The 26,281-nt window shown below is 73.1% G+C and carries 31 protein-coding genes, 1 tRNA gene and 1 pseudogene; 18 read left to right on the top strand and 15 right to left on the bottom strand.

What is annotated here, in order from left to right; all coding sequences use genetic code 11:
• Entirely contained in the window at positions 1-774 is a 774-nt protein-coding gene (locus NMK34_RS04265; RefSeq protein ID WP_318336267.1) for a peptidase, read from the top strand.
• A gap of 84 nt (positions 775-858) precedes the next feature.
• On the opposite strand, the gene NMK34_RS04260 is transcribed toward NMK34_RS04265, so the two are convergent.
• A complete protein-coding gene (locus tag NMK34_RS04260; protein WP_318332292.1) occupies positions 859-1,134 on the bottom strand; it encodes a hypothetical protein in 276 nt (91 codons plus the stop codon).
• A gap of 127 nt (positions 1,135-1,261) precedes the next feature.
• On the opposite strand from NMK34_RS04260, the gene NMK34_RS04255 reads away from it, so the two are divergent.
• From NMK34_RS04255 to NMK34_RS04235, 5 genes are all read left to right on the top strand, one after another.
• Entirely contained in the window at positions 1,262-1,918 is a 657-nt protein-coding gene (locus NMK34_RS04255) for a 4'-phosphopantetheinyl transferase family protein (protein ID WP_318332291.1), read from the top strand.
• A gap of 76 nt (positions 1,919-1,994) precedes the next feature.
• A complete protein-coding gene (locus NMK34_RS04250; protein ID WP_318332290.1) occupies positions 1,995-3,128 on the top strand; it encodes a hypothetical protein in 1,134 nt (377 codons plus the stop codon).
• Positions 3,129-3,251: 123 nt separating this feature from the next.
• A complete protein-coding gene (locus NMK34_RS04245) occupies positions 3,252-3,968 on the top strand; it encodes a VOC family protein (RefSeq protein ID WP_318332289.1) in 717 nt (238 codons plus the stop codon).
• 99 nt (positions 3,969-4,067) lie between these two features.
• Positions 4,068-4,259, top strand: coding sequence for a general stress protein CsbD (locus NMK34_RS04240; RefSeq protein WP_318332288.1), 192 nt, complete (start codon positions 4,068-4,070; stop codon positions 4,257-4,259).
• A gap of 75 nt (positions 4,260-4,334) precedes the next feature.
• Positions 4,335-4,799: a hypothetical protein gene (locus NMK34_RS04235; protein WP_318332287.1), complete on the top strand. Its 465-nt coding sequence runs from the start codon at positions 4,335-4,337 to the stop codon at positions 4,797-4,799.
• 6 nt (positions 4,800-4,805) lie between these two features.
• Here NMK34_RS04235 and NMK34_RS04230 read toward each other — a convergent pair whose 3' ends face one another.
• The 3 genes from NMK34_RS04230 to NMK34_RS04220 form a co-directional block, all read right to left on the bottom strand.
• Positions 4,806-5,669, bottom strand: a complete 864-nt coding sequence (locus NMK34_RS04230; protein WP_318332286.1) for an alpha/beta hydrolase — start codon at positions 5,667-5,669, stop codon at positions 4,806-4,808.
• A gap of 110 nt (positions 5,670-5,779) precedes the next feature.
• The gene (locus NMK34_RS04225; RefSeq protein WP_184977385.1) at positions 5,780-7,900 is read right to left on the bottom strand and encodes a cellulase family glycosylhydrolase; all 2,121 of its coding nucleotides are present in this window, start codon (positions 7,898-7,900) and stop codon (positions 5,780-5,782) included.
• 92 nt (positions 7,901-7,992) lie between these two features.
• Complete coding sequence (locus tag NMK34_RS04220) at positions 7,993-9,033, bottom strand: saccharopine dehydrogenase NADP-binding domain-containing protein (protein ID WP_318332285.1); 1,041 nt, start codon at positions 9,031-9,033, stop codon at positions 7,993-7,995.
• 94 nt (positions 9,034-9,127) lie between these two features.
• Here NMK34_RS04220 and NMK34_RS04215 point away from each other — a divergent pair, with 94 nt between their 5' ends.
• The 3 genes from NMK34_RS04215 (at position 9,128) to rox (ending at position 11,912) form a co-directional block, all read left to right on the top strand.
• Positions 9,128-10,066: a helix-turn-helix domain-containing protein gene (locus tag NMK34_RS04215; RefSeq protein ID WP_318332284.1), complete on the top strand. Its 939-nt coding sequence runs from the start codon at positions 9,128-9,130 to the stop codon at positions 10,064-10,066.
• A gap of 39 nt (positions 10,067-10,105) precedes the next feature.
• Complete coding sequence (locus tag NMK34_RS04210) at positions 10,106-10,372, top strand: hypothetical protein (RefSeq protein ID WP_318332283.1); 267 nt, start codon at positions 10,106-10,108, stop codon at positions 10,370-10,372.
• Between the two features lie 112 nt (positions 10,373-10,484).
• Complete coding sequence (gene rox, locus NMK34_RS04205) at positions 10,485-11,912, top strand: rifampin monooxygenase (protein WP_318332282.1); 1,428 nt, start codon at positions 10,485-10,487, stop codon at positions 11,910-11,912.
• A gap of 25 nt (positions 11,913-11,937) precedes the next feature.
• Here the strand turns inward: rox and NMK34_RS04200 are convergent, their stop codons facing one another.
• Positions 11,938-12,450, bottom strand: a complete 513-nt coding sequence (locus NMK34_RS04200) for a hypothetical protein (RefSeq protein WP_318332281.1) — start codon at positions 12,448-12,450, stop codon at positions 11,938-11,940.
• Positions 12,451-12,842: 392 nt separating this feature from the next.
• Between NMK34_RS04200 and NMK34_RS04195 the strand changes: the two genes are divergently transcribed.
• The 5 genes from NMK34_RS04195 to NMK34_RS04175 all read left to right on the top strand — a co-directional run bounded on the left by NMK34_RS04195 (position 12,843) and on the right by NMK34_RS04175 (position 15,466).
• A complete protein-coding gene (locus NMK34_RS04195) occupies positions 12,843-13,469 on the top strand; it encodes a DUF1963 domain-containing protein (protein ID WP_318332280.1) in 627 nt (208 codons plus the stop codon).
• A gap of 27 nt (positions 13,470-13,496) precedes the next feature.
• Entirely contained in the window at positions 13,497-13,844 is a 348-nt protein-coding gene (locus tag NMK34_RS04190; RefSeq protein ID WP_318332279.1) for a metalloregulator ArsR/SmtB family transcription factor, read from the top strand.
• Positions 13,841-14,320: an SRPBCC family protein gene (locus NMK34_RS04185; RefSeq protein ID WP_318332278.1), complete on the top strand. Its 480-nt coding sequence runs from the start codon at positions 13,841-13,843 to the stop codon at positions 14,318-14,320. Before NMK34_RS04190 ends, NMK34_RS04185 begins: the two co-directional genes overlap by 4 nt.
• A gap of 78 nt (positions 14,321-14,398) precedes the next feature.
• Complete coding sequence (locus NMK34_RS04180) at positions 14,399-14,617, top strand: hypothetical protein (protein ID WP_318332277.1); 219 nt, start codon at positions 14,399-14,401, stop codon at positions 14,615-14,617.
• A gap of 153 nt (positions 14,618-14,770) precedes the next feature.
• The gene (locus tag NMK34_RS04175; RefSeq protein ID WP_318332276.1) at positions 14,771-15,466 is read left to right on the top strand and encodes a proteasome protein; all 696 of its coding nucleotides are present in this window, start codon (positions 14,771-14,773) and stop codon (positions 15,464-15,466) included.
• 151 nt (positions 15,467-15,617) lie between these two features.
• Here the strand turns inward: NMK34_RS04175 and NMK34_RS04170 are convergent, their stop codons facing one another.
• The 7 genes from NMK34_RS04170 to NMK34_RS04140 all read right to left on the bottom strand — a co-directional run bounded on the left by NMK34_RS04170 (position 15,618) and on the right by NMK34_RS04140 (position 22,767).
• Positions 15,618-16,205 carry a nucleoside monophosphate kinase gene (locus NMK34_RS04170; protein WP_318332275.1) on the bottom strand — a complete coding sequence of 196 codons (588 nt, stop codon included), beginning with the start codon at positions 16,203-16,205 and terminating at the stop codon, positions 15,618-15,620.
• A gap of 163 nt (positions 16,206-16,368) precedes the next feature.
• Positions 16,369-16,442, bottom strand: a tRNA-Ala gene (locus NMK34_RS04165).
• A 180-nt stretch (positions 16,443-16,622) separates the two neighbouring features.
• Positions 16,623-17,405, bottom strand: coding sequence for a hypothetical protein (locus tag NMK34_RS04160; protein WP_269696085.1), 783 nt, complete (start codon positions 17,403-17,405; stop codon positions 16,623-16,625).
• A gap of 169 nt (positions 17,406-17,574) precedes the next feature.
• Entirely contained in the window at positions 17,575-18,159 is a 585-nt protein-coding gene (locus NMK34_RS04155) for a GNAT family protein (RefSeq protein WP_318336266.1), read from the bottom strand.
• Between the two features lie 109 nt (positions 18,160-18,268).
• Complete coding sequence (glp, locus tag NMK34_RS04150) at positions 18,269-19,582, bottom strand: gephyrin-like molybdotransferase Glp (protein ID WP_135243213.1); 1,314 nt, start codon at positions 19,580-19,582, stop codon at positions 18,269-18,271.
• Positions 19,579-20,568 carry a UTP--glucose-1-phosphate uridylyltransferase gene (locus NMK34_RS04145; protein ID WP_318332274.1) on the bottom strand — a complete coding sequence of 330 codons (990 nt, stop codon included), beginning with the start codon at positions 20,566-20,568 and terminating at the stop codon, positions 19,579-19,581. The genes glp and NMK34_RS04145 overlap by 4 nt, the downstream gene beginning before the upstream one ends.
• Positions 20,569-20,577: 9 nt before the next feature.
• Positions 20,578-22,767 (bottom strand): diguanylate cyclase, encoded by a 2,190-nt coding sequence (locus NMK34_RS04140; RefSeq protein WP_318332273.1) that lies wholly within the window; start codon positions 22,765-22,767, stop codon positions 20,578-20,580.
• Between the two features lie 82 nt (positions 22,768-22,849).
• Here NMK34_RS04140 and NMK34_RS04135 point away from each other — a divergent pair, with 82 nt between their 5' ends.
• The gene (locus tag NMK34_RS04135; protein WP_412098847.1) at positions 22,850-23,497 is read left to right on the top strand and encodes a 5-formyltetrahydrofolate cyclo-ligase; all 648 of its coding nucleotides are present in this window, start codon (positions 22,850-22,852) and stop codon (positions 23,495-23,497) included.
• 27 nt (positions 23,498-23,524) lie between these two features.
• Positions 23,525-23,653, top strand: a pseudogene (locus NMK34_RS04130) (FmdB family zinc ribbon protein); the annotation flags it as partial.
• A 62-nt stretch (positions 23,654-23,715) separates the two neighbouring features.
• Here the strand turns inward: NMK34_RS04130 and NMK34_RS04125 are convergent.
• Positions 23,716-23,925 (bottom strand): hypothetical protein, encoded by a 210-nt coding sequence (locus NMK34_RS04125; RefSeq protein WP_318336471.1) that lies wholly within the window; start codon positions 23,923-23,925, stop codon positions 23,716-23,718.
• A gap of 290 nt (positions 23,926-24,215) precedes the next feature.
• Between NMK34_RS04125 and NMK34_RS04120 the strand changes: the two genes are divergently transcribed.
• Positions 24,216-24,719 carry a flagellar biosynthesis protein FlgA gene (locus NMK34_RS04120; RefSeq protein WP_318332271.1) on the top strand — a complete coding sequence of 168 codons (504 nt, stop codon included), beginning with the start codon at positions 24,216-24,218 and terminating at the stop codon, positions 24,717-24,719.
• 5 nt (positions 24,720-24,724) lie between these two features.
• On the opposite strand, the gene NMK34_RS04115 is transcribed toward NMK34_RS04120, so the two are convergent.
• Entirely contained in the window at positions 24,725-24,901 is a 177-nt protein-coding gene (locus NMK34_RS04115; RefSeq protein ID WP_318332270.1) for a hypothetical protein, read from the bottom strand.
• Positions 24,902-25,087: 186 nt separating this feature from the next.
• Between NMK34_RS04115 and NMK34_RS04110 the strand changes: the two genes are divergently transcribed.
• Positions 25,088-25,684 carry a hypothetical protein gene (locus tag NMK34_RS04110; protein WP_318332269.1) on the top strand — a complete coding sequence of 199 codons (597 nt, stop codon included), beginning with the start codon at positions 25,088-25,090 and terminating at the stop codon, positions 25,682-25,684.
• A 10-nt stretch (positions 25,685-25,694) separates the two neighbouring features.
• Here the strand turns inward: NMK34_RS04110 and NMK34_RS04105 are convergent, their stop codons facing one another.
• A complete protein-coding gene (locus tag NMK34_RS04105; RefSeq protein WP_318332268.1) occupies positions 25,695-26,177 on the bottom strand; it encodes a DUF2231 domain-containing protein in 483 nt (160 codons plus the stop codon).
• Between the last annotated feature and the right edge of the window lie 104 nt (positions 26,178-26,281).

The raw sequence follows: 26,281 nt of genomic DNA, 5'->3' as shown, positions 1-26,281 counted from the left end.
ATGCGTACGCTGATCCGCGCCGCAGCGGCGACCACCGCCGTCGGACTCGCCCTCACCCCGGCGGCGGCCCTGGCCGCGCCCAGCCCGTCACCGGGCGCGACCACGGTGACCAAGGCCGGCACCTCGTTCCTCACCGCCACCACAGTCACCGCCGGTCAGCCGGTGCAGGTGGGCGCGTCGACGGGCGACCACCTGTACTGGTCGTTCCGCGCCGACGCCGGGCAGGTGCACGAGATCACCGCCACCGTCACCTTCCCGAAGTCACGCAGCGGCGCGTCCACCTGGACCGTCGACGTCTTCGACGGGCTGCGCCGCCGGCAGGCGTGCACCGCGGGCGCGCAGACCCCGACCGCCGGCGCGTCGGCGACGAGCGTCGCGCTCGGCTGCACGCTGCGCCGGGTACGGCCGTGGGCCGAACCCTGGTCGGGCGACCCGCTGCCCGGCACCTACTACATCCGGCTCTCCGTCACCGACCTGCCCGAACCGGACCTCGGCCTGCCGATCGAGGTGGAGATGCTTGTCGGCGCGACCGACGAGGGTGGCGCGTCCGGCGACGACGGCGAACTGGCCGCGCCGCTGGTGCCGAACACCAAGGCCGGCACGGTGCTCAGCACCGAGCCGACGCCCGAGCCGGTGGCCGAGGAGGAGACCGACCTGACCGGCTGGCTCCCCGAGGCCGGATCGCGCTGGGTGTGGACCACTGTGGGCGGCGTGCTCGCCGCCGTGGCCGGCGTGGTCGGCTTCGGGCTCACCCGGCGGTCCCGCCGCCCCTGAAAACCGCAGCCCTCTGAGACCGCAGCCCTCTGAGACCGCAGCCGGTGGCCGCCGCGAACCCGACGCGGCGGCCACCGGACGCGCTCACGCCTCAGCGGTACGCGGGCCGCGGGGCACCCAGCCGATGAACCGGTCCTGGAGCGCGGTGACCGGCACGGAGCGCAGATCCTGCGTCGCCGCGGCGAGGCAGGATCCGAGATAGACGCTCAACGACGCCCGGTCCACCTGGTACTCACGCAGCAGGTGGTGACGTTTCGTGGCGCAGGGCCAGTCGTCACCGCACGAGCCGCAGGTCCAGCCGGGGGTCACCGGCACGTGTTCGCCGCCGGCACTCCCCGAAACCTCCGCGCCAGGCGTCATCGGCCGCTCCTTCCGGGTCAGGAATGGGTGGTGATGGACCGGTTGCCTCCCCGCAACGTTCCTTCAGCGCCGCGGCACGCCCAAGCGTTACGGTACGTTCACCGCGTGTCCCCGTCATCCACCACTCGTGCGTGATCTGCTCCCGGCCACTGTCGCCGTCGCGGTGGCCGGCCCGGCCGACTGGACCGGTGAGCTGCTCCCGGCCGAACTGAGCGCCCTCGGCGAACGCGCGGTCCCCGGCCGCCGCCGCGACTTCACCGCCGGGCGCGTCTGCGCCCGCCGGGCGCTCGCCGCGCTCGGCCTGCCCGCCACGCCGGTACCCGCCGGCGCCGACCGGGCTCCGATCTGGCCGCCCGGCGTGGTCGGCGCGATCACCCACACCCGGGACTACTGCGCCGCAGCCGCCGCCCGGGCCGCCGACGTGCGGGCCGTCGGCATCGACGCCGAACGCGACCGGCCACTCTCTCCGGGGGTACGCCGGAAGGTGTGCCGTCCCGACGAGGAGGCGGACCTGGCCCGGCTGCCGGCCGGCACGCCCTGGCCGACGGTGTTGTTCAGCGCGAAGGAGACCGTCTACAAGGTCTGGCACCCACTGGTCGGTACGTGGCTGGGCTTCGCCGACGCGCGCGTCACGCTGGACCCGGACGCGGGTACGTTCCACGCCGAGATCGTGCCGGCCCGGCTCGCCGCCGCCCCGGTGCCCGATCCGCCGTCGGCGGTCACCGGACGGTTCGCCGTGGACGACGACCTGGTCCGCACCGCGGCCGTCCTGCCACGTCGATGAGGCACTGCCGGCCGGCTTGTGCCCGGCTTGTACCGTCGTTGCGACGGAAAATCCCGAAGGCGCCCCAAGGAGTACGGTGAGCCACCCTCAGCCTCCGTCCGGTTCACCGGACCCGAACCAGCAGCCACCGGAACCGCCGACTCAGGCGTTCCCCACCGCACCGATGCCGCCGGTGCCGGACAGCCCGTACGCGCCGCCGCCCGCTCCGACCTCCGGCGCGCCGCAGCCGCCCGTGTCCGGCGCGCCGCAGCCGCCGGCCTCCGGGGTGCCGTATCCGCCGCAGCCGGGTCCGGGCGAGCAGTACCCGCACACGCCCGCTCCCACCGAGGCGTTCCCGCCCGCGCCGCCCACCTCGGGCGCGCCGTACCCGCCGCCGGGCAGCGAGTACCAGCCCCCGGGCGGCGCGTACCAACAGCCGGGCTCCGAATACCAGCCGCCGGGTGCCGCGTACCCGCCGCCGGGCTCCGAGTACCAGCCGCCGGGTGGGGCGTACCAGCAGCCTGGGGCCTATCCGCCGCCGGGCGGTTATCCGCCGCCGGGTGGTGGGGCGTACCCGCCTCCGCCGGGAGCGCCGTTCGGGCCGCCGGCGAAGAAGTCGAACAAGAACGTCTGGATCACGATCGGCATCGTCGCCGTGGTCCTGCTGCTGCTGTGCTGCGGTGGCGGCATCTTCGCCGTCTACAGCGGCGCGCAGAAGACGAAGGATGCGATCGACTCGCTGCCCACCCCGGGCGTCACCTACGGCCAGCCGACGGCTGACGCCCCGACGGGTGCTCCCGCCGACACGCCGCAGCCGGGCAACACCGACGACAAGACGTTCAACATGCCGGCCGGCGACAAACTGGTCGTCAACGACGACCGCGGCACCATCGAGATCACCGTCGGCAACTTCCGGACCCGGAACGCCGCCTGCAGCGAGGTCATGCCCGGACCGAAGAACGGCATGTTCCTGATCGCCGACGTGACCGCCGAGATCACCAAGGGCACCGGCTCGATCAACCCGTTCTACTTCACCTGGGTCGCCGCGGACGGCACCGAGGAGAGCGGCATCGGCGGCGCCTTCTCCGGTTGCGGCAAGCTGATGACCTCGGGCACCAACCTGCCCGTGGGTTCCAAGCGCACCGGCCAGCTCATCTTCGACGTGAAGGATCAGAACGGCGTCGTCGAGTACCGGCACCTCTTCCGTCCCGCCGGATCCTGGAAGCCCTGACCCGCCTGTGGCGTGCTGCGGGGCCGGTCCACGTCGGACCGGCCCCGCGATCACTCTGACGACACCGGCGGGTCGTTGCGGCGTTTCCCTGCGCGTGACGGCTCGGGTCGCCAGTCTTGGAGCATGGCGAACGAGACGACGATCCCGCTGCTGCCGTGCCGGTCCCTGGACGACGTGGCGCCCTTCTACCAGGCCCTCGGCTTCGAGGTCACGTACCGGCAGGAGCGCCCGAACCCGTACCTGACGCTGCGGCGGGAGGATCTCCAACTGCACTTCTTCGGGATGCCGCAGTTCGATCCCGCCGACTCGTACGGCTCCTGCCTCGTCGTGGTGGACGACCTGGTCGACATCCACCGCGCCTTCGCCGACGGCATGCGGTCCACATACGGCAAGGTGCTCGTCTCCGGCGTACCCCGGATGACCCGGCCCCGGCCCCGCCGCAACCAGGAGGGTCACTTCGGGTTCAGCATCGTCGACCCCGGCGGCAACTGGATCCGGTTCGTCGGCCGGGCCACCCCGCCGGAGACCGACGACAGGGGTGGGCTGGCCCGTACGCTGCGCAACGCGGTGGTGCAGGCCGACTCGCGCGGCAATCCGACGCAGGCCGCGCGGATCCTCGACGGCGCGCTCGCCCGCCCGGAGGCCGCCGACGATCCGGCCGTCCACGTGGAGGCACTGGTCTACCGGGCGGAGCTGGCACTGCAACTCGACGAGCCGGAGTCCGCGCGGGAGCTGGTGCGGCAGGCGCGCTCGATCCCGCTGGACGACGGTTCACGTGACGCGCTGGCCGACACGATGCGGCACGCCGAGGATCTGCTCACCGCCCTGCCGCCCGCGTGACAGCAGGACGGTCCGGTGGCGGCGGTTTGCCGTCCCGGCCAGCGGGGACGCGACGCGGCAGGCGGCGAGCGCCGCCACGCGACGATCCGGGGAGGCGGCATGAGCGTCGAGCGCGCGAGGAACGACCTGGAGGACCTGGCCGGTCCGGCCCGGGCGCGGCTCGGTGACCTGAACCAGGACGAACACGCCGAAGCGGACCGGGTACGCGAACAGGACGAGATCCGGGGCAAGCGTCCCGGCGAGCACATCCAGGCGGACGCCCGCGACGCCGACGACGACTTCTCCGCCTGACCCCGTCCCGCCGGGGATCTGAGGCCGGACGATCGGCGAGCGTGCGTTGTCGGGGGTGGTTCCTATCCTGGGGCGATGCTTCTCACCGACGTCACCGGGTCCTGGGCGGGCACAAACGGCTTCCGGTTGATGCCCGCCGACCCGCTCGCCGAGTCGCCGGCCGCGCTCACCGTCGCCACCGCGGCGGGCGGGCACCTGACCACCGTGTCGTACTCGTGGAGCCATCCCGGCGACGGCCCGCAGGACGGCCTGCTGGTGATCGCCGCCGGTGACCGGCCGGGCTCGCTCGTCGCCTGGTGGGGCGACTCGTGGCACCAGCAGCCGACGCCGATGACGCTCACCGGCGCGACCGGCGGAGCGGCGGCGGTCGAGCTGACCGCCGGGTACGGCGGCGGCTGGGAGTGGCGGATCGTCCTCGACACCGCCGACCCGGCCGTCCTGCGGCTGCGGATGGAGAACGTGGTCCCCGCCGACCAGGCCGGGCCCGGCACACCGGCCGGGCCCTATCCCGCGATGCTCACCGAGGTGCGCCGGGCCTGAGCCCGATCAGGCGTCGAGGATCTCCCGCAGCCGGCGCGCGAACGCCTCCGGCTGCCCGGCCTGGCCCATCCCCTCGCCGAGGAACCCGCCGTGGTGGCTCGGGAAGACCGCGGGCTGTCCGCCGAGCAGCTCGGCGGTGGCCACCGACGTCCGCGCGGTGAGCGTCTCCGCCGACTCCTCGCCCACCGCGATCACCACGCGGGTGGGCGCGGCGCGCAGCGCGTCGGCGTCCGGCCGGAAGACGGTGACCGCCGCGGACCGGTCGGAGAGCAGCGGGTCGTCGCGGCTGCCGTCGTCCTCGGCCGGCAGCCCGAACGCGGCCGGGTCCGGCGCGGGCTGGGCGAAGTAGTCGCCTGTGAACTCGCCCCGCCACGACGTCAGGCCGATGAACGCCGCCATGCCGGCGCCCCAGCCGTTCCTCCGGTACGCCTCCTGGCAGGCGGCCATGGCCCGGCCGGCCGCTTCGGCGTCGGGGAGCAGCGCGGTCAGCGGCGGCTCGTGCGCCACCAGCGTGGTCACCACGTCCGGGTACGCGGCCACCAGGGCGAGCGCGGTCACCGCGCCGCCGCTGCTGGCGAACATGTCGACCGGGCCCACGCCGAGGGCGTCGACGATGTCGCGGACGTCCCGGGCCTGCACCTCGGGCCGCGAGTCGTTCCGGCCGTCCTTGCGGACGCTGCGGCCGAGCCCGCGCGGGTCGTACGTGATGACGGTGCGGTCCGGGAAGTACGACGCGAGCGTGGTGAAGCCGTCGGCGCACATGGGCTGGCCGATCATGAACAGAGGGCGGTGCCCGGCCTCGGCCGCCTCGGGGGCGTGTACGTCGTAGACCAGGTCGACCTCGGGCGTCTGGAGAGTGAGCGTCTTCATGCCTCTGTCGACTGGCGCCGGCCCCGGAAATCATCGGTCCGGCGCAAACCGGTGCCGGGCGCGGCTCGCGGCGGTGTCGACGCCCACCGCCGCGAGCCGTGCCGTCGGGGTCAGCTCACCGTGCCGGTGACGGTGCTGCCGGACTTGGTGACGTAGTAGGTCAGCTTCGTGCCGCTCCAGAAGTGGAACGTCAGCGTGACCCGCTGGCCGTCGTTGACTTCGGCGAAGAACTCCGGCTTCAGCGCGATCGTGTTGCCGGTGTAGTTCGGCGCGAACGTCACGTCGAACTCCTTGTACGAGGTCCAGTTGTGCGGTCCGGCGTTGCTGCCGTCGGCGTACTTCGCCTCCATCGTGGCGAGCTGGTCGCCGCGGAACTGCGCCGGGAGCGTGAACGCGGCGGTGGTTCCTGTCGCGTTGGAGAGCACCGGCGGGTCGTACGTGATGATGCTGATCCGCCACGGCACACCGGCGGAGAAGCGGGCTGTCAGGTTGGCGTTCACCCCGTACGCGCGGGAGCCGACCAGCCGGGTCAGCGCCGACGCGGTGAGCGTCAGGGTGCTGCCGGAGACCGTGTAGTCGGTGCCGTTCACCAGGTCGGTGGTGCCCTGGCGCAGCCCCTGGAACGTGGTGCCGTTCAGGTTGAGCGTCAGGCTCTTGGCGGTGATCGTGCCGGTGCGCGGCACGTACACCTGGTCGCTGGACGCGGTGCCGGAGCGGGTCGTCCAGCTCGACTTGATCTGCGCGAACAGCTCGGGGTCCTTCCACACGAACGACGTCCGGTCGAAGTGCTGGCCGTTGTCCCAGAGCTGGGTGGTCAGTTTGCGGCTGCGCGCGTAGTGGCCGAGGAACTCGAAGAACTTCAGCTTCTCGCCCTGCTCGATGGTGCCGGTGTGCCGGTCGAAGCCGAGCAGCCCGTACTCACCGATGATCACCGGGATGTTGCGGGTGACGAAGGCGTTGTAGACGCGGTCGAACTGGTCGGTCAGGTCCTGCTGGACCGTCGCGTCGAACCGGGTGCCGCCGGCGACGTTCACGCTGAACGGCCAGTACCCGTAGAAGTGCACGGTGGCGATCAGGTTCGGGTCGTTGAGCGTGTTGAACGTGCTGACCAGCTCGTCCACCCGGGCCTGCTCGGCGGAGGTGTGCAGGGTCGGCAGGACCAGCAGCCGGGTGGCGTTGCCGCCGCCGGACTGACGGACGATGCGGTGGAACGAGGTGTTCAGCTCGTTGAGCAGCGTGGCGTTCTGGGCGTCGCCGGAGCTGCCGGTGAACTGCGGCTCGTTGACGCTCTCGAAGGTCAGCTTCGGCGAGGAGTCCTTGAACGCGGCGGCGATCTGGGTCCAGAGCGCGTTGTAGCGGTTCAGCACGCCTGTGCGGTCGGTGGGCATCGTGTTGATCCACTGCCACGAGTCGTGGTGGATGTTGAGCACCACGTAGAAGCCGTCGGCGAGCGCCCAGCCGACCACCTCGCGTACCCGGTTCAGCCAGGCCGCGTCGATGGTGTAGTTCGGCGCGGCGCCGTGGTGGTTGCTCCAGGTCACCGGGATGCGGATGCTGTTGAAGCCCTGCGCCCGGACGTTGTCGAGCAGCGCCTCGGTGACCCGCGGGTTGCCCCACGCGGTCTCGTCCGCGCCGACCGCGTCGAAGGAGTTGCCGAGGTTCCAGCCGGGCTGCATGGCGGCGACGGCGGCCATCGCGTTGCCTGCGGGCGGCGGGGTCGTGGGCGGTGGCGTGGTGGGCGGCGGGGTGGTCGGGGGCGGGGTCGTCGGCGGTGGCGTGGTGCTCGGCGGCGGGGTGGTTCCGCCGACGCCGCCGGTGCAGGCCACACCGTTGAGCGAGAACGCGGTGGGCGCGGTGTTCGCGCCGGACCAGGAGCCGTTGAAGCCGAACGAGACGCTGCCGTTCGTGGCGATGGCGCCGTTGTAGCCGACGTTCGTGGCGGTGACGTCGGCGCCGGAGGAGGTGACCGTGGCGCTCCACGCCTGGGTGACCCGCTGGCCGGACGGGAACGTCCAGCGCAGGTTCCAGCCGCTTATCGGGTCACCGAGGTTGGTCACGTCGACGTTCGCGGTGAAGCCGCCGGGCCACTGGCTGGCGGTCGTGTAGGTGACGCGGCAGCCGGCCGCCGCCTGGGCGTTCGTCGCCATCACGGCGGTGCCTGTCACGAGTGCCGCGGCGGTCGCGGCGACCAGGCCGACCCGCAATCGGGCGGTACGGGGAGAGCGGAACATGGTGGTTCCTTCGTGGTGGGTGGGGCGCGTGGACGGGGAAGGCGGGGCGCGCACCCGCCCAGCGCGAGAGTAAGTTTGGAATCCAAACATTGTCAATCGGCAGACGTGGATACGGGAGCACATGAGGCGGTCGGCAGCGCCTCGACAGTGAGGTGCGCCGACAGCGCGCCCAGGAAGTCCGGCGCGTCGAAGATCCGCCCGGCCGACGCGACACCGGTCGCCCGCGTCCGCCCGGTCAGGATCCGGTGGACCGCCTCGACCGCGAGCGGCGCGCTGATCGCGTAGATGTCCTGCCCGTGGGCCACCACCCGCCGGCGGACGTCGCCCGACCGCACCACCACGTCGACGGTGAACGTCTGCGCCGACCGGCCACGCTCGTCCACAGCGGCCGGCGCCTCCCCGGCTGCCAGGTCCCCCGCCGCGTTCACGGTCATGTACGTGCACACCTCCGGGATGTCCAGGTGACTCGGCACGGTCACCACGTCGGCCATGGTGAACTCGCCCAGCACCGGCCGCACACCCAGCGGTGCCGGGAACTCCCAGTCCCGCCGGGGCAGGTCGCCGTCGGCGTACACCAGGCGCCCGTCGGTGAAGCGGACCCGCCGGCCGTCGCGGCGCTCGCGCGAGACGACGCCGGAGGCGACCGTCCCGGCCGTCGGGTGCCAGCTGCTCAGCCCGTACGCGACGTGCGCCTCGTCGGCCGCCGCCCAGCCCCCCGTCGCGGCGGTGACCAGCAGGTCGCCGAGCCCGCCGAAGAACGCCATGGCGGGCACCACCGCGACTCCGGCGGCCTCGGCACGCTCGGCGTAGTGGGCGAACGTGTCCCGGTTCGCCTCGATCTCGGCCGCCACGTCGACGTAGGGGATTCCGGCCCGCAACGCGGCCTCGATCAACGGGCCGGCGGTCGAGGCGAACGGCCCGGCGCAGTTGACCACCGCCGCCGCCCCGGCCAGCGCCCGGTCCAGCGAGCCCGGGTCGTCGACCGACGCCACCCGCTGCGCCACCCCCGGGAAAGCGGCCGCCAGCTTCCCGGCGTCGCGTCCCACCGGCAGCGGCTCGTAGCCCCGCTCGCGCAGCTCCGCCACCACGAACCGTCCGGTGTGCCCGTACGCCCCGAACACCGCCACCTGCATGACGTTCCCCCTCGAAGATCGACTGGAATGATCCTCGCCGGAATCCGAGAGCCGGGACAGTGGCGCAAACGCCAATGCCCGTACAGTTGCGGACATGACCCTGATCGCGCTCGCCGCCACCGACGGGATGCTGCACTTCGAGCTGGCGGCGGCGTGCGAGATCTTCGTGCGCGACCCGACCGGCCTGGCCGACCCCTGGTACGACATGGTGGTCTGCGGTCCCGGCCCGGTCGGCGTCGGCCGGTTCGCGGTCACACCCGACCACGGGCTGGACCACCTCGCCCGCGCCCACACGGTGATCGTCCCGGCGATCGAGGACACCGACGCCGAGCCGCCGTCCGACCTGGTCGACGGGGTCCGCGCCGCGCACGAGGCGGGCGCCCGGATCGTCTCGTTCTGCACCGGCGCGTTCGTGCTCGCCGCCGCCGGCATCCTCGACGGGCTGCGCGCCACCACCCACTGGGCGCACACCGACGCGCTCGCCGCCCGCTACCCGCGCGTCCAGGTCGACCCGGACGTGCTCTACGTGGACAACGGCGACGTACTCGCCTCCGCCGGCAAGGCCGCCGCGATCGACCTGTGCCTGCACCTGATCCGCCGCGACCACGGCTCGACAGTCGCCAACGCCGTCGCCCGCCGCCTGGTGGTGCCGCCGCACCGCGCGGGCGGCCAGGCCCAGTACGTCACCACCCCGGTCCCGGCCCGCGAGGACCACCCGCTCGCCGCGCTGCTCCCCTGGGCGATGGCGCGGCTGGACCGCCCGCTGACGGTCGCCGACCTCGCCCGCCAGGCCGCCATGAGCACCCGCAACCTGGTCCGGCACTTCACCGCCGCGACCGGCGCCACCCCGTCGCAGTGGCTGGCCACGCAGCGCATCCGGCGGGCGCAGGAGCTGCTGGAGAACACCGACGACGGCATCGACGCCGTCGCCGAGGCATCAGGCATGGGTACGGCGACGACGCTGCGCCGGCACTTCCAGCGCACCGTCGGCGTACCCCCGGACACCTACCGCCGCACGTTCCGCCGCGGCTGACCGGGTTGCCGGCGCGTCGGCCCGGGTAATCGATCCATCATGGATCGGATCACGGGGTCGAAACAGCGTTGGTGGAACACCTATCCGGAGGCCACGACCGGGCAGTGGACGACGGCCGTCGTCGTGGCCCTGGTCCTCTCGGCGCCGGCCGGCCTGCTCTGCGTGTGGCTGGCCACGTCGCTGCTGAGCGGAACCCACTGGCTGCTCCAGACGCTCGCCTTCGCCGTCGTCGGCCTCGTCATCGGCGGTGGCGCCCTCGTCCTGCTGGCGAAGCTCGCCGAACGCGGCGGTCGCCGGTCGGTCTGAACGAGTTGCGCGCCTTCCCCTTCTTCGGGGCCCGGACGTTCCGGCACTGAGGCTATGGTCGGTTCGTGCCGCCCACGGGGACGGTCGCCTGACACTCGGCACGGGGGCAGATGTGTTCGACGTGATCGTGGTCGGCGGTGGGCCGACCGGCATGATGCTGGCGAGCGAGTTGCGCCTTCAGGGCGTCGGCGTGCTCGTGCTGGAGCGCGACGCCGAGCCGCCGCCGTACGTGCGCTCGCTCGGGCTGCACGTCCGCAGCATCGAGGTGATGGACCAGCGCGGCCTGCTGGAGCGGTTCCTGGAACACGGCGGCACGCACCCGATCCGGGGATTCTTCGCCGGCATCGACAAGCCCGCCCCCGCCGACCTGGACACTGCCCACCCGTACGTCCTCGGCATCCCGCAGACGCTCACCGACCGGCTGCTCGCCGACCACGCCGCCGAGGTGGGCGCCGAGATCCGGCGCGGCAGTGCGGTGACCGGGCTGGAGCAGGACGACGACGGCGTGACGGTCCACCTCGGCGACGCCGGCGTGCCGCCACTGCGGGCGCGGTTCGTCGCCGGCTGCGACGGCGGGCGCAGCACCGTCCGCAAGCTGCTCGGCGTCGGCTTCCCCGGCGAGCCGTCGACGATCGACACGCTGCTCGGCGAGATGGAGGTGACAGCGCCGCCGGACGAGATCACCGCGATCATGACCGAGGTACGCCGCACCGAGAAGCGGTTCGGGCTCGGGCCGTCCGGCGAGCCGGGCGTGTTCCGGGTGGTCGTACCGGCGGCCGAGGTCGCCTCGGTGCCGCCGACGCTCGACGACTTCAGTCGGCAACTGACCGCGTACGCCGGCACCGACTTCGGCGTGCACTCCCCCCGCTGGCTGTCGAGGTTCGGCGACGCGACCCGCCTGGCCGAGCACTACCGGGTCGGGCGGGTCTTCCTGGCCGGCGACGCCGCGCACGTCCATCCGCCGCTCGGCGGGCAGGGGCTCAACCTGGGCATCCAGGACGCGTTCAACCTGGGCTGGAAGCTGGCGGCGACGGTGAAGGGCTGGGCGCCGGACGGCCTGCTGGACACCTACGAGTCCGAGCGGCGCCCGGTCGCCGCCGACGTGCTGACGAACACCCGCGCGCAGATGCTGCTGACCACGAACGAACCCGGACCCCAGGCCGTGCGTCAGGTGCTGGCGCAGCTCATGGACTTCGACGAGGTCAACCGCTTCCTGATCGAGAAGGTCACCGCGATCAGCGTGCGGTACGACGCCGGCGAGGGGCACGCCCTGCTCGGGCGGCGGCTGCGCGACGTACCGCTGCGGGAGGGACGCCTGTACGAGCTGATGCGTACCGGCGGCGGGTTGTTGATCGACGGGACCGGGAAGCTGTCGGTGGACGGCTGGGCCGACCGGGTCGGGTTCGTCGCCGGCACCGGCGACGAGCTGGACGTGCCGGCGGTGTTGTTGCGGCCGGACGGGCACGTGGTCTGGGTGGGTGACGACCAGCAGACGCTAGAGGATGCGCTGACCAGGTGGTTCGGTAGCGCGACGAGGTGAGCTGCCGCCGATCGCCCGAGGGCGTTCAGGGTCCGGTCGTCCGGTAGCCGCGGAGCGCGGCTTCGGCGAGCCGGGGGAGGTGATCGTCGCCGCCGGGCTCGTTGCCCTGCTCATGAACGATCACCAGGGTGGTGCCGATCCGGACGAGGATGCTGTCCCATTCCAGCTTGATCGATCCGGAAGTCGTGCTGGCGTCGACGCGCATGCTCTCGTCGCCCAGTCGCGGCCCCGGTACCACCGCGAAACGGTAGCCGCCTCCGTCCTGGCCCGGTGACGCGACGGTAGGGCACCGGCCGATGAACGCCCGCAGGTCCGCCATCGCCTCTCGGGCGCCGTCGTCGGCGTACGTCCTGAGCACTTCGCTCGCCACCCACGAGTAGCCGGAGCCGTCGGCGGAACTGACGGTGGCGGCGGCCATCGCCGACGGAGTACCGGTCAGCCGGTTGGCCGACAACAGCGGAATCATGTCCGTACAGGGCACCTCGGGGCCGGGGCGCTGCCGACCCGCATCCGGAGCCATGACCGTCGCGATGTCCACAGTGAAACCTGGTGGCAACGCGTCCGTGGTCACCAGCCGCGCCGACAGTGCCGGGGAGTAGCCGGCTCCGCCGGTCGCCGGAATCGCGGACGGCTTCCGGGTGGTGGGCGTGCCGGTCGCCTGGGCCGTGGAACGGCCGGCGTCGCCCGCCGAACTATCCGCCGGATCAGCGGTCGAGGGTCCGCACGCGGCCACCACGCAGACCGCGCCCGCCGCGCCCAACCTCCGCAGCACCGTCCTGAGCACCGGGCAGACTCCATCTGTCGTACGGACGCGTCAGGCTACCAACGGACGTGACTCCGATCGGCCGCCCGGCTGAGGGCCGGGTGCCGGACGGACCCGGGCACATCTGCGCGCTGCGAGAGATCGTCGACTCCCCTACGCTGCGCCGCATGACGGTTCTGATGATCTACAACGGTGACACGGCGCCGGACGCCCCCGGCACGCGTACCGGCGGTGTTCCGCTCGTGCCTACGGGCTTCGAGTGGCCGGTGTGCGACGAGTGCGACGGACCGATGCAGTTCCTGGCCCAGGTCCGACTCGACGACATCGACGCGGCCGACGCCACCCTCTTGTCGATCTTCATGTGCCAGAACGATCCGGGCCTGTGCGACGAGTGGGACGCGACAGCCGGCGGCAATCGCGCGTTCGTCTTCCCTTCCGGGGCGCTGGCTCCGTCCGCCGTGCCCTCCGGCGACACCGTCCTGCTGGCCGAGACGTCCGCCGTCACGTACGTGCCGATGCAGGACTCCGACGGCTACGACGAGGCGCGCGAACGCTGGCGCGGTGAGTCCGGCCGGCCGCTGCGAGACGTCCTCGGGCAACTCGGCGGACTGCCGGCGTGGCTCCAGTTCGACCAGACGCCCACCTGTCCCGCCTGCGCCCTGCCCATGTCGTTCGTCGTCCAGCTCGAGGAGGGCCACGATCACCGCACCGGCTTCAACTTCGGCGGCGGTGGCTGCGGGTACGGATTCCGCTGCCGGCCGTGCTCGACGGCCGCGTTCCTGTGGCAACAGTGACCTGCTTCTCAGGCTTGACGAACGGCATTGGTAAGTCATAGCTTACCGTTCGTGGCCACTTACCGAACCGAGGACGGATGGGACGCCCTGGGCGACCCGACGCGGCGGGCGATCATCGCGTGTCTCGCGGAGCGGCCGCGGGCGGTCGGCGAGCTGGCCGCGGTGCTGCCGGTCAGCCGGCCGGCGGTGTCGCAGCATCTGCGGGTGCTGAAGGACGCCGGCCTGGTGACGGACCGCACGGCGGGCACGAAGCGTGTCTACCGGCTCGATCCCGCCGGCGTGGCCGCCTTACGAGATCAGCTCGACACCTACTGGAGCCGCGCGTTGGACGGCTTCAAGGACGTCGCCGAGCGTCCTGACGAGGAGGAATCATGAGCGGAGCGGATGCGGTGGTGCGACGGCAGATCGTGGTCGACGCGCCGGTGGAGCGGGCCTTCGCGGTGTTCACGAAGCGGTTCGGCGACTTCAAGCCGAAGGAGCACAACCTGCTGTCGTCGCCGATCACCGAGACGGTGTTCGAGGCGAAGGCCGGTGGGCACATCGTCGACCGCGCCGAGGACGGCAGTGAGTGCGCCTGGGCACGGATCCTCGTCTTCGAGCCGCCGGACCGGCTCGTCTTCAGCTGGGACATCAGCCCGGCTTGGCAGCTCGAACAGGATCTGGAGAATGCCAGCGAGGTCGAGGTCCGGTTCGTCGCCGAGACACCGCAGCGCACCCGGGTCGAGTTGGAGCACCGCAACCTGGACCGGCACGGTCCGGGGTGGGAGTCGGTTCGTGACGGCGTCGGCCACGACGAGGGCTGGCCGCTGTACCTGGCCCGCTTCGCGGGACTGTTCACCGAGGCCGGATAGCACGTGTCTCGGCAACCGCCGGCACGATTGTTCACGAGCCTCGAAAGGCTCGGAAAGAGGCACTGGCAGACTGCCGCCATGCCGTCCGAGCCGCCGTCGTGGACAATCAAGCACTTCTCGCGGGCCAACCCGGCGGGACCGGGTCAGGACAGTGTCCCGGCCTTGCTACGCCGCATCGCCGACAGCATCGAGCAACGGCCCGGTATCGAGGTGCAGGACGTCGTCATTCAAAGCGAGATCACTGCCGACGGTGACTGGTGGTCGGCCACCGTCTACTTCCACGAGCCGTCGCCGTAACGCATCCCGGCCGGCCGCTCGACCGCGTCGCCGCCGACTAGCGGCAGCCTTCCCGTAGTCCGGCCACGAGTGGGCCAACACTCGTCGGGGTGTAGGCAGGCGGGATGCCGGGTACGTCGCGCCCTACCCCTTACCCCTGCTCAGGAGGACGCTATGACCGTCGTACTCGCCGTTGTCTGCAAAGACGGAGTGGTGATCGGCGCAGACTCCCAGATCACCGAGAGCGACCGCGGTCTGAGCTTCCCCGCCCAGAAGCTGCACCCGCTGGGCGACTGCGCCGCCTGGGGCGGCAGCGGCGCGCGGGGGGTGCTCAACGACCTGCGCCCCCTGCTCCAGGACTCGGCCACCGCCATCCTCGAAGCACCGGACATCGGCGACGAGTTGCAGGAACGCGTCCTGCCCGTCCTCAAGAAGCACTACGAGAACTACATCCCGGACGTACCGGGCGAGGGCAGCGGCGGTGGGGTGTCGGCGTACCTGCTCGCGGCCGGCTACAGCCAGGGCGGGCCGTGGATCGTGGAGATCAACCCCAACGGGCTGATCGGCCGCTACGAGGACGTGGGTTTCCACGCCATCGGCTCCGGCGCGCCCATGGCCCAGCAGGCCGGCGCGCTGCTGTCCCACTTCCGGATGACCACGCGCACCGTCGAGTACGGCGTGGTGGGCGTGGTACGGGTACTGGAGGCGCTGGAGCGGACCTCACCGTCGGTCGGCGGCCCGTTCAGCGTCGCGTGCATCCGCGAGGAGGGCGCCCACCACCTCGACGAGAAGGAGATCGCCAAGGCGCTGAAGGACGCCGAGCGCTGGCGCGACCTCGAACAGAAGGCGCTCGACGGCCTGTTCGACTGACGCCGGGCGTGTTGGGTGGCCGGAGCCGGAACGCCGGCGGAGGAACGGCCGCGCGCGCCCAGGTGGTGATGCGTGCGGCCGTTCAGGGCCGCCTTGACAACGTGACGAAGCCCCTCGGCCGTCGACCTGGAGCCGGCCTACCTGCTCAATCTCACGGGCGGCGTTGGTCTCGGGAGGCCAGAGGGATCAATCTGGCTGCCACGTCCGCGAGATCGCCGAAGCCGCTGACGGTTTGCAGCAGGCCACGGGCCCGGTAGTAGGCGCGCAACGGCTCGATCTGCGCCTGGTGGTTCTCCTGTGAATGCGTGTACATGAGTAGGAGTTCCTGGCGTCGCACGGCGACCTCGGGATCAAGTTCGATCCGTCGCTCTGCCCGGCGCTGAACGGCGAGGCGGAGTTGGTCCTCGGTCAGGACGAGTTCGATCACCGTGTCGGGAACATGGCCGCTCCCGGTCAGCAACTCGGCCTGACGGATCTTGCGAGGGAAGTCGTACAGCACCCAGCCACCGTCGACGTCGGCTAGCGCGTCGGCGACGGCTCTGACCATCAGCTCATCGGTGACGAGCTGTCCGGCCTGCATAAATCCGTTCGCCTCTTCGCCCAGCGGAGTCCGCTGCTGCACGTGCTGGCGGAAGACATTGCCTGCGCTGACGACCTGCAGGCCGCAGGCGTCTGCCAGAGCCGACGCAGCGGAAGCCAGATCGACGACCGGCCCGCCGATGAGGGCCACGTTGGGCATGTGCGCTCCCATGTTGTGCACCGAAGAGCCAAGCTAGCAGTACGCGCGACACCTCACGTGAGACGCGGAGGCGACGTGCGGCTGGGCGAGCAGTCCGGTGAGCCGTCCCGCACAAGATCGAAAAAGGCCGTCTCCGACTGGCGGAAACGGCCTTTGAACTGGGTGGAGCTGAGGGGATTTGAACCCCTGACCCCCTCGATGCGAACGAGGTGCGCTACCGGTCTGCGCCACAGCCCCTCCGCCGGCGAACCAGCGTCGGTCCCACCCGGCTCTCACCGGGCGGGCCGACGACAAGGCTAACAGGTCGCGCCCCCACGACGCGAACCGCCCCGCCGCCCCGTAGATCTTGGAAGGAAAAGGCCCCCGGAGGGGCCCAAACCTTCCAAGATCACCACCAGCAGGGCGCCGGCACGGCGGTCAGGCGCCTCGGCCGGACTGGTAGGGACGTCCGCGCAGGCCACCCGCCCGCCGGTAGGACACCGAGCCGCCGCTCGCCGCCGGTGGCAGGTCCGCGGGACGGTCCAGCCCCATCGCCGTACGCCGGACCGCCTCGCGCTGGGCGGCCAGCCGGCGCTGCGCCTCTCGCCGGGCCGCCGCGCGCCGGGCCTGCTCGCGGCGTACCTCGGCCTGGCGGGCGGCCAGCCAGGCCGCCTCGCGGGCGTCCGCACGCCGCCGCCGGCGCTCGGCCAGGGCGCGCTGCCGCAGGTGTACGACGTACGCGACGAGCAGTGTGCCGGTGACCGAGACGCTGATCCAGAACCCGGGTCCGACGAGCACCACGCCGCCCAGCTCGACCAGGTTGAGCAGCAGCAGCGCGGCCAGCACCCGGCGCCGGCGGTAGATCGCCGGGGTGTGCCGCCGGCGGGGCGGGTGCCGTCGGCGGGACTGGGCCGGCACCGCGGACACGGGCCGGAGCCGCCCGGAACGCCGGCGCAGCGGTGGCGCGGAGACCGGGCGGGCAAGACTACCCGTGTCGGAGTCTTCACTGAGGGTCACGACGAGGGAGCGCGGCGGGTGCAGCGGTCGCCGCCCGGGCACAGTGCGCCGTCGACGCCGGCGCTGGAGCACCCGCGCCGTCGACTGCGCCCGCTCCGCCACCAGCCGCTCGGTGGCGTCGTACCGGCGGACCAGCGCCGGAGCGAGGGCGAGCAGACCGGCGGCGGCGAGGACGGCGAGGAGCACCGACGTGGGCACCCTCACCCCTCCCGTCACCAAAGTTCGGGACGAGCGCCGCGCCGCCGCAACTTCTTCCGTCGACCGTCGTTTACGGCGCACTTCGTGCGGGCGGGCAGCGCTTGCCACAGCTTGCAGTTACTTGAGGTTACGGGCCGCCGACCCGGTTCACAGTGCGCCGCGCCGGGCGTTCGCCTCAGCGGCGGTTGTCACGTACGCGGTGCCACCGCGCCAGCAAGCCGCCCTCGGCTACGACTTCCTCGCCCGTCATCGCGTATCCGATGTGGTCTCGCCACGCGCCGTCGATGTGCATGTAGCGCACGTGATAGGCCTCCTCGCGGAAGCCGAGTTTCTCCACCACCCGCCGGGACGGCACGTTCTCCGGCCGGATGTTCACCTCGATCCGGTGCAGCCCGCCCGGCCCGAACGCGTGGTCCACGGCGAGCGCCACAGCGGTCGGGATCACGCCGCGACCGGCCACCCGGGAGTCCACCCAGTAGCCCACGTACCCGGAGCAGAACGCGCGCCGGACGATGCTGCCCACGTTCACGTGGCCGACCAGCCGCTCCTGCCCGTTCTCGCGCAGGCAGACCGCGAACGGCATGCCCTCACCGGTACGCGCGGACTTGCGCTGGTCGGCGTGCACCAGGCGGAACGCGGCGGGCGAGTTCGTCTCGTACCAGCCGCCGGGCACATGGGACTCCCACGGCGCCAGCCACTCCCGGTTCGCGCGCCGGATCTCCGACCAGGCTCCGGCGTCCGAGCGCCGGTACGGCCGCATCACCACCGGACCGTCCACCAGCACCGCCGGCCACCCCGGCGCCCGCCGGAACCTCACCGAGCCGGCCTTTCGCTCGCGACTGCGGGGCTCGCAAGCTCACTCCTCGCGCTCACCGGCGCCGGTCCAGCAGGAGAACATCCACGGTAGACCCCGCAGCAGCGGTGGTGACCCGCTCGCCGAGCACCAGCAGGCCGTTCGCATCGGACAGGCCGGAGAGCGTGTACGGGCCACCGGCGAGCGGCTGCACCGTGTACCCGCCGCCACGCCGCTCGGCCACGTGCGCGGGCCGGAACTCGCGCAGCCCCACCGGGGACGAGACCGTCTCCAGCAGGTGTGCGCGGACGCTCGGCCGGAACACCGGCTCGGCCCCGGCCAGCAATTGGATGGCCGGCCGGGCCAGCACCTCGAAGCCGATCAGCGCCGCGCCGGGCTCACCGGGAAGACACACCACCGGCACCTCCTCGGCGCCGACCGTACCGAACCCGAGGGCCGTTCCGGGATAGAGGGCCACCTCTGTGAAGGTGACCGGCCCGGCCCGGCCGCCGTCGCGGCGGGACAGGATGCGGCGGACCATGTCACCGGGGCCGGTGCCGGTGCCGCCGGTCGTGATGATCAGGTCGGCGCGCAGCGTCTGGTCCTCCAGCAGGCCGCGCAGTGCCTCCGGGTCGTCGTCGCAGATCCCCACCCGGTACGCGAGCGCGCCCGCCTCCGCCGCCGCCGCGGTCAGCGCGTGTGAGTTGGTGTCCACCACCTGCCCGGGCTGGCTGCCCCGGCCCACGTCCACCAGTTCGTCACCGGTGGCCACGATGACCACGCGCGGGCTGGGCCGCACCACCACGTGCCCGATGCCGGTGGCGGCGAACACCGCGACCAGGGCCGGTGACACGTACGCGCCGGCGCGGGCGAGCAGCGTGCCGGCGACCAGTTCCTCCCCGGCGCGGCGCAGGCCGTACCCCCGTTTGGGGGCGCGGAAGATCTCGACGGCGGCCATGCCCTGGTCGGTCCACTCCACCGGGACGACCACGTCCGCGCCGATCGGCAGCGGCGCGCCCGCCGCCACCGAGAAGCAGGAGCCGGGGGTGAGCCGGACCGGCCGCCAGCTCGCCGCGCCCAGGTCACCCACCACGTTGAGGCGGATGCTGCGGCCGCCGGGCATACCGGAGGGGGCCGGGACGTAGCCCGGCCCCCGACTCCCACCGGAGATGTCCTCCCAGCGCGCGGCGTACCCGTCCACCGCCGCCTGGTCGAAGGCGGGGTACGAGTGCGGGGCGACCACGTCCTCGGCGAGCACGTTGCCGTACGCCTGGGTCAGGTCGAGGTCGAGTGGAGGCAGCGCGCGTAACCTGCGCAGCACACTGCCCAGGTAGTCGGCGAGCGGCGTCAACTCGTTCGCGGCCGCCTCGGCGTCGGCCGTCGCGGTCATGTATCGGCACCGCCGGACGCGTCGCGGATGCCGTTGAGGACGGCGGCGGTGACTGTCTCGTCGCCGTTGTTGACGAACTCGGTCAGCCACTTGCGGAACTCGGCGCCCAGGTCGTCCCGCTCGGCGGCGATCTGCACCACGGTCTGGAGGTAGCCGAGCGGCATGCCGGTGTCGTAGCGGGTGCCCCGGTAGACGATGGCGTGCACCGGCACCCCCTCGGTACGCAGCAGCTCCATCGCGTCGGTCAGCTGGATCTCGCCGCCGCTGCCCGGCTGGGTACGCCGGATCGCGTCGAAGATCCTCCCGGGGAGCACGTACCGGCCGAGGACGGCGAGGTTGCTGGGGGCGTCCTCCGGGCTGGGCTTCTCCACCATGCCGGTGACCTTGACGACCTCGGCGATGTCGGCGTACTCCGACTCGGCCGGCTCGACCGACGCGATGCCGTACCGGCTGGTCTCGGCCGGGTCGACCTCGAAGAACGCGAGCACCACGCCGCCGGTGCGGGCCTGAAGCTCCAGCATGGCCGGCAGCAGCGGCTCGGACGGCTTGACGAACTCGTCGCCGAGCAGCACCGCGAAGGGCGCGTCGCCGACGTGCGACTCGGCGTACCCGACGGCATGGCCGAGACCGAGCTGTTCCGGCTGGCGGACCGTGTAGATCGCGGCGAGTTCCTCGGTGCGCTTGACCTCGGCCAGCAGCTCGGGCTTCTTGGCGAGCCGTTCCTCCAGGTCCGGCCGGCGGTCGAAGTGGTCCACCATCGAGGTCTTGCCGCGACCGGTGATCAGCAGGATGTCGTCGATGCCGGCGTGGGCGGCCTCCTCGACGATGTACTGCAGGACCGGGCGGTCGACGACCGGCAGCAGTTCCTTGGGAACCGCCTTGGTGGCCGGCAGGAACCGGGTGGCCAGGCCGGCGGCCGGGATCACGGCCTTGACCGCGCGGGAGCGACCGGGGGTCGCTGAGGGGTTCGCTGAGTGCTCCGACATGTCGCGAGACTATCGGCCACGGCTCTGCCGCGGCGGGTGAGGACCGGAAGACGCGCCGCCCTGGGCGGTGCCCGCCGGGTCCGCCGCGCCGGCCCGGGGCAGCCCGTCCGGCGGGCCGGCACCGGCGGCCACCACCGGGATCTCCCGGGTGGGCAGCGGATCGGGCGCCGGGGCGAGCCGGTAGCCGTCGCGTCCGGCGGCCTTCGCCGCGTACAACGCGTCGTCGGCGGCGTCGAGCACCTGCTGGCCGCCGGCGGCGTGGTCCGGGTAGACGGCGATGCCGATGGAGACGGTCACCGGCACCCGCACCGGCTCGTCGCCGCTCCCCTCGACTGTCACCGGCTGGTCGCGTACCACCGCGCCGAGCCGCTCGGCGACGATCGTGGCGCCCCGGGCGTCGGTCTCCGGCAACAGCACCACGAACTCCTCGCCGCCCTGCCGGAACGCCAGGTCCACCTCGCGGATCACGCCGCGTACCCGGCGGGCGAACTCGACCAGCACGGCGTCCCCGGCGGCGTGGCCCCAGGTGTCGTTGACGTTCTTGAACCGGTCCAGGTCGAGCGCGAGGACGCTGAGCATCCGGCCGAACCGGTTCGCCCGCTCCACCTCGCGGCGGATCGACTCACGCAGGTAGCGGTAGTTCCACAGCCCGGTCAGCGGGTCGGTGAGGGAGAGCCGCTGCGCCTCCTCGTGCACCCGGACGTTCTCCACCGCGACCGCCGCGTGCCCGGCGAACGTCCGCAGCGTCACCACGTCGTCGTCGTGGAACCCGTGCCCGCCGAGCCGGTCGTAGAGCACGAGGACGCCGAGCGCCGCGCAGGCCGAGCCGGGCGGATCGCCGTCGGCGGGCGGGTGGCCGGGCCGGTCCGGGCCGCGCGGCTCGGCGCCGCCGGGGGTGGCGAACGGCACCGCCACGTACGTCTCGCAGGTCGGCTCCCCGGTCGGCGTGTCCGGCGGCGCCCACCGTCCGCGCAGCGGTTCGCCGGTGGCGGCCACCGCGCCGAGCACCCCGGCACCGACCGCGACGCGCAGCGTCGCCGGATCGGCCGGGTCGCTCGTCGGCCAGCGCCCGGTCAGCCCTTCCACGCACCGGCCGACGAGGACGCCGTCGCCGTCGACGAGCAGCACCGCGCCGGCCCGGGCGCCGGTGGCGGCGATCGCGCTGTCCAGGATCACCCGCAGGATGCGTTGCAGGTCGTGCGTGCTGGCGAGCGTGTCGCCGAGCACCGCGAGGTGGTTGCGGAGCTGGTCGCGGCTGCTGGTCAGCGCCGTCACGTAGGTGCCGGTCTCCCGGGTCATCCGGTTGAACGCGCTGGCGAGCCGCCCGATCTCGTCGCGGCTGCGCACCGGCACCCGGGCGCTCAGGTCGCCGCGTGCCACCCGGTCCACCGCGCCGGCCAGCTCACCGAGCGGCCGGGTGGTCACCCGGGCCAGCCGCCACGCCGCCAGCACGGCGAGCAGGGCGGCGAGCGCGACGGCGGCGATCAGCGCCCCGTACAGGCCGGGCGCGCGCTCCCCCGGCACCGACAGCACCAGTGGCAGTGGCTGACCGGGAGACGGACCGACCCGCCGCACGTACCGGCCGTCGCCGGTGCCTGTCACCCGGTTCCCGTCCGCTTTGCCGGCGGCGGCCAGCACCGCTGCGCGTACCCTCTGGTCCTCGGTCGTGTGGGTGATGCCGCCGGGGTCGTCGAGGAGGGTGATCCCGACGCCGGTCACGGCGGCGAGCCGCGCCACGAAGGCCCGGTCGACGGGCTGGGCGGCGGCGACCGCGCCCAGGTCGGTGCCGGCCGGATCGCGGAGCCGGACCTGGGCGGAGAGCGCCGCGACTCCGGTGGCGGGCGCGCCGGCGCAGTCCTGCCAGCGCCCGGCCGGCCCGTCCGGCGTGGTGTAGGTGGTGCGGCCGGCGGCGTCCGCGATCAGCACGGCGGCGGCCAGCCCTCGGGCGACCACCTGGTCGGCCGCACGCGAGCGGACGACCGGGTCGCCGACCAGCGCGACCGCGTCGGCCGCCGCGCGGAGTTGCTGGCAGAGCGCGTCGATCGAGGTACGCACACCGGCTGCGGCCAGGCCCAGCCGTTCGGTGGCGCGGCTGCGGTCGACGGCGCTGAGCGTGGCCCCGACGAAGAACGCGCCGAGCAGGACGGGGCCGAGGACCACCGCGAGGAAAGCCGCCGTCAACCGCCCGCGTAGCGTCAATCTTCCCCCCGGAAGTTCCGCTCCCTTGGTGCGATGCTGACACAGAGCGACCATTAGGCAAGCGTTGCGTCAGGAGTGTTGCGTGCCGGAATTTTCGGATGAAGCGCACGATGCGAAGCGGGAGATGCGCATCGCGCTACTCGCCGCGCGCCGGTCGCTGTCCGCGGCCGACCGCGCGGTGGCGGCGGCCGCCGTCCAGGCCGAGCTGGTGACGTTGGTACGCCGGCTGCGACCGGCCAGGATGAGCGCGTACGTGCCGGTCGCCTCCGAGCCCGGCGGACACGACCTGCCGGACGTGCTGCGGGCCGCGCTGCCGCCCGACGCCGAGCTGCTGCTGCCGGTGCTGCGCGAGGACCTGGACCTGGACTGGGCCCCGTACACCGGCCCGGAGTCGTTGCGCGCCGCCGGCCGGGGTCTGCGCGAGCCGACCGCACCGCCCCGGGGGCGGACCGCGGTGGCCGGAGCCGCCCTGGTCGTGGTGCCGGCGGTGGCGGTGGACCGCCGGGGCGTCCGGCTGGGCCGCGGCGGCGGCTCGTACGACCGCGCACTGGCCCGGGTGCCCGCCACGGTGCCGACGGTGGCGCTGCTGCACGACGGCGAGCTGGTGGAGGCGGTGCCCGCCCTGCCGCACGACCGCCCGGTGCACTGTGTGATCACTCCGGCGGACGGGCTGGTGGCGGTCCCGGGTGTGGGCCCGGGCGCTTCCGCTGGACGAACCCGGGGGTCATGACGCACCATTGGCACTCGAAGACCACGAGTGCCAGAAGGCCGTGCCGAAGATCCGGAGGAGAACGTGCCCACGTACCAGTACGCCTGCACCGCGTGCGGCCACCAGCTCGAGGCGGTGCAGTCCTTCTCGGACGAGCCGCTGACCGAGTGCCCGGCGTGTGAGGGGCGGCTGCGAAAGCTCTTCAACTCGGTGGGCATCGTGTTCAAGGGCTCCGGCTTCTACCGTACGGACTCCCGTTCGTCCGGGTCCGACAACGGCTCCTCGACCACGGGCAAGCCGGCCAAGTCCGAGTCGTCCTCGTCCTCGTCGTCGTCGGACTCCTCGTCCTCGTCGTCCGGCTCGTCTCCCTCGTCCGGGTCGTCTTCTTCGTCCGGTTCCGGGTCGACGGCGAGCAAGGCACCGGCGGCGTCCAGCTCGTCCTGAACCACTGCGCACGCGACACGTGGCCGTTCCCGTTCGGGGGCGGCCACGTTCCGTTCCCGGCGGATGCTCGCCGTTCCCGGCGGATGCTCGCCGTTCCCGGCGGATGCTCGCCACCCCGGCGAGGTTGCTGCATCGGCCGGCTCGGAAGCAGCAGGCTCCCCGAGCCGGCGGTCCCGGCCGCGTCGGGCCTCCGCGCTGGTTCCGGGGAACGGTTTTCCACAAGCGGGCGGGTTATCCACAGGGGCGGGCGTTGGGGCGGCGCGCGCCGGGAGGCCGGGCCTAGCCTGCGGGTCGGATGGTTGGCCGGCGGCGGGAGGCAGTGGTGGCGGATGGCGAGACGACGTTGCGTCCGGTCCGCTGGCGCGGGCTGCCCCGGCGCCGGACGCTGCTGCGGGTGACGCTCGTCGCGGTGCTGCTGGGGCTGGCCGCCGCGGTGCTGCAGACGCCGCCGTCCTGCCCACCACCCCGCGTCCTGCCGGCCACCTCGGCGACGGCGTCGCCGTCCGGCGACATCCCCGCGCTGCCGGCCGGTGCGGTCGGCGTACCGATCCGGCTGGCCGAACCGGCCGCCCTCGCGGTGCTGCGCCCGGGTGCCCGGGTCGACCTGCTCGTCGTGCCGGCCGAGGGTACGCCCGACCCCACGCTGCTGGCGCCACGCGCCTTGGTGCTCGACGTGGTCGGCGCCACCGGGGCGGTCGACGGTTCCTCGGCGCTCTACCTGGCGCTGCCGCCGGAACAGGCCCGGCGGGCCGTCGGGTTGCCGGAGGGCAGCCGCTTCGCCGTGGTGGTACGCGGCTGAGGCGATCAGCCCCAGTGCGGGGGACGCTCCGCGAGCAGCCAGTCGTCGTTGCCGCCGGGGCGCTCGCCCCAGCCACGGTCGGTGTCGTCGCTGGTCTGCTCGGGCAGCACCACGAAGTCGTCGCTGAGGTCGACCACGCGGTCGTCGTCGTCGCGCGGTGCCCGGATGGCGGGTTCGGTCACGATCAGCAACGATACCGCCGAACGGGCCGCCGGCTCGATCCCCGGAACCAGCCGGATCGTCCCGAGCCCGGCCGTACCGGGCCGGGAGCCGTCCGAACGCCACAGACCGGGCGCGACGGGCCGGGGTGACGGTGATCGACGCGTCGGGCGGCCGACCGGCCCGGGGCGTTGGTAGCGTCGGACGGCGTGACGACGCCGAGCGGTGGCAGCCCCGACGACGAGACCTGGCGACGCCCGGACCAACCGGCCGGGACCGCCGGGCAGCCCGAGCCGGCCGCTCTCCCGGCAGAGCCGGCCGCCCCCACGGCAGAGCCGGCCGTCGCCGAGGGCGTCGAGACGACCGGTACAGCCGCCGACAGCCCCGAGGCGGCCGGGAACGCCAGCCCGTGGTCGCGCGAGGCGGCCACCGAGAGCCCGTGGGCCCGGCCGGAGGCGGCAGGCGGCTGGACGGTGGCCGGCGGCGCGTGGCCGGGCACGCCCGGTGCCGGCCCGCCCGCCGTTGGTCCACAGTTCGGGGGCGGCGCGCCCGCCGGCCCACAGTTCGGGGGTGGCCCGCCGCCCTCGGGGTACGCGGGACCGCCGCCGAGCACGCCTCCGCCGCCCGGCTGGCGGCCACCGGTACACGTGCAGCCGTCACCGCCCCGCCGGCTCCCGCCGCAGGACATGGCCGCGATGGACCAGGCGGAGCAGCGCGCGCAGCGGCTCACCTACGGCATCGGGGCGGCCGTGGCGGTGGTGCTGGTGCTGCTCACCTGCCTGCTCTGCTCGCGGGTGCTGTTCTGACCCGCAGCGGTCAGACGACCCCGTCCCAGACCATCTTGGCGCCGCTGTCCCCGGTCAGGTAGACGTACACGAGCGCGAAGACCGCGAGCACCGCCACCACGACGGTGAGCACGATCGGGAGCCAGCGGGGCAGGTTCCGGCCCGCGACGAAGCGGCTCGTCGACAGCACGAGCAGCAGCGCCACGACGCCGAGCCCGAGCGCGAACCAGAACAGCGTGTCGCCGTACTCGGCGTGCTCGTGGATCTGCTGCAGCCGGTCCGGCGGGTAGCCCTTCGCCCGAAGGGCCTCCTCCAGTTCCTCCCCGGACTCGGTCGCCACGAAGGCGACGATCGGGGTGACCACGGCGAGCGCTGCGACCGCCCAGCCGAGGCGGGGCCGCCAGCGGGGCAGCACCCCGTAGGCGACGGCGAGCAGTGCCAGCAGCGGCACCAGCACCACCGCCGCGTGGATGACGAGCACGTGGACCGGCAGACCGTTGATTTCCCTGAACACCGACACCTCCGGCGAGTGGGTGGTTTGGCGCGCTCAGCGTACGGCGTGAGGCCGTCTTCCTCGATACACGAACGCGTGGCGGCGCCGGTTCACCTGTGGCCCCG

The sequence above is a fragment of the Micromonospora sp. BRA006-A genome, from assembly GCF_033433935.1.
GTDB lineage: Bacteria > Actinomycetota > Actinomycetes > Mycobacteriales > Micromonosporaceae > Micromonospora > Micromonospora aurantiaca.
The sequence above is the reverse complement of the archived record's forward strand: the minus strand, read 5'-3'. Positions and strand labels throughout refer to the sequence as shown.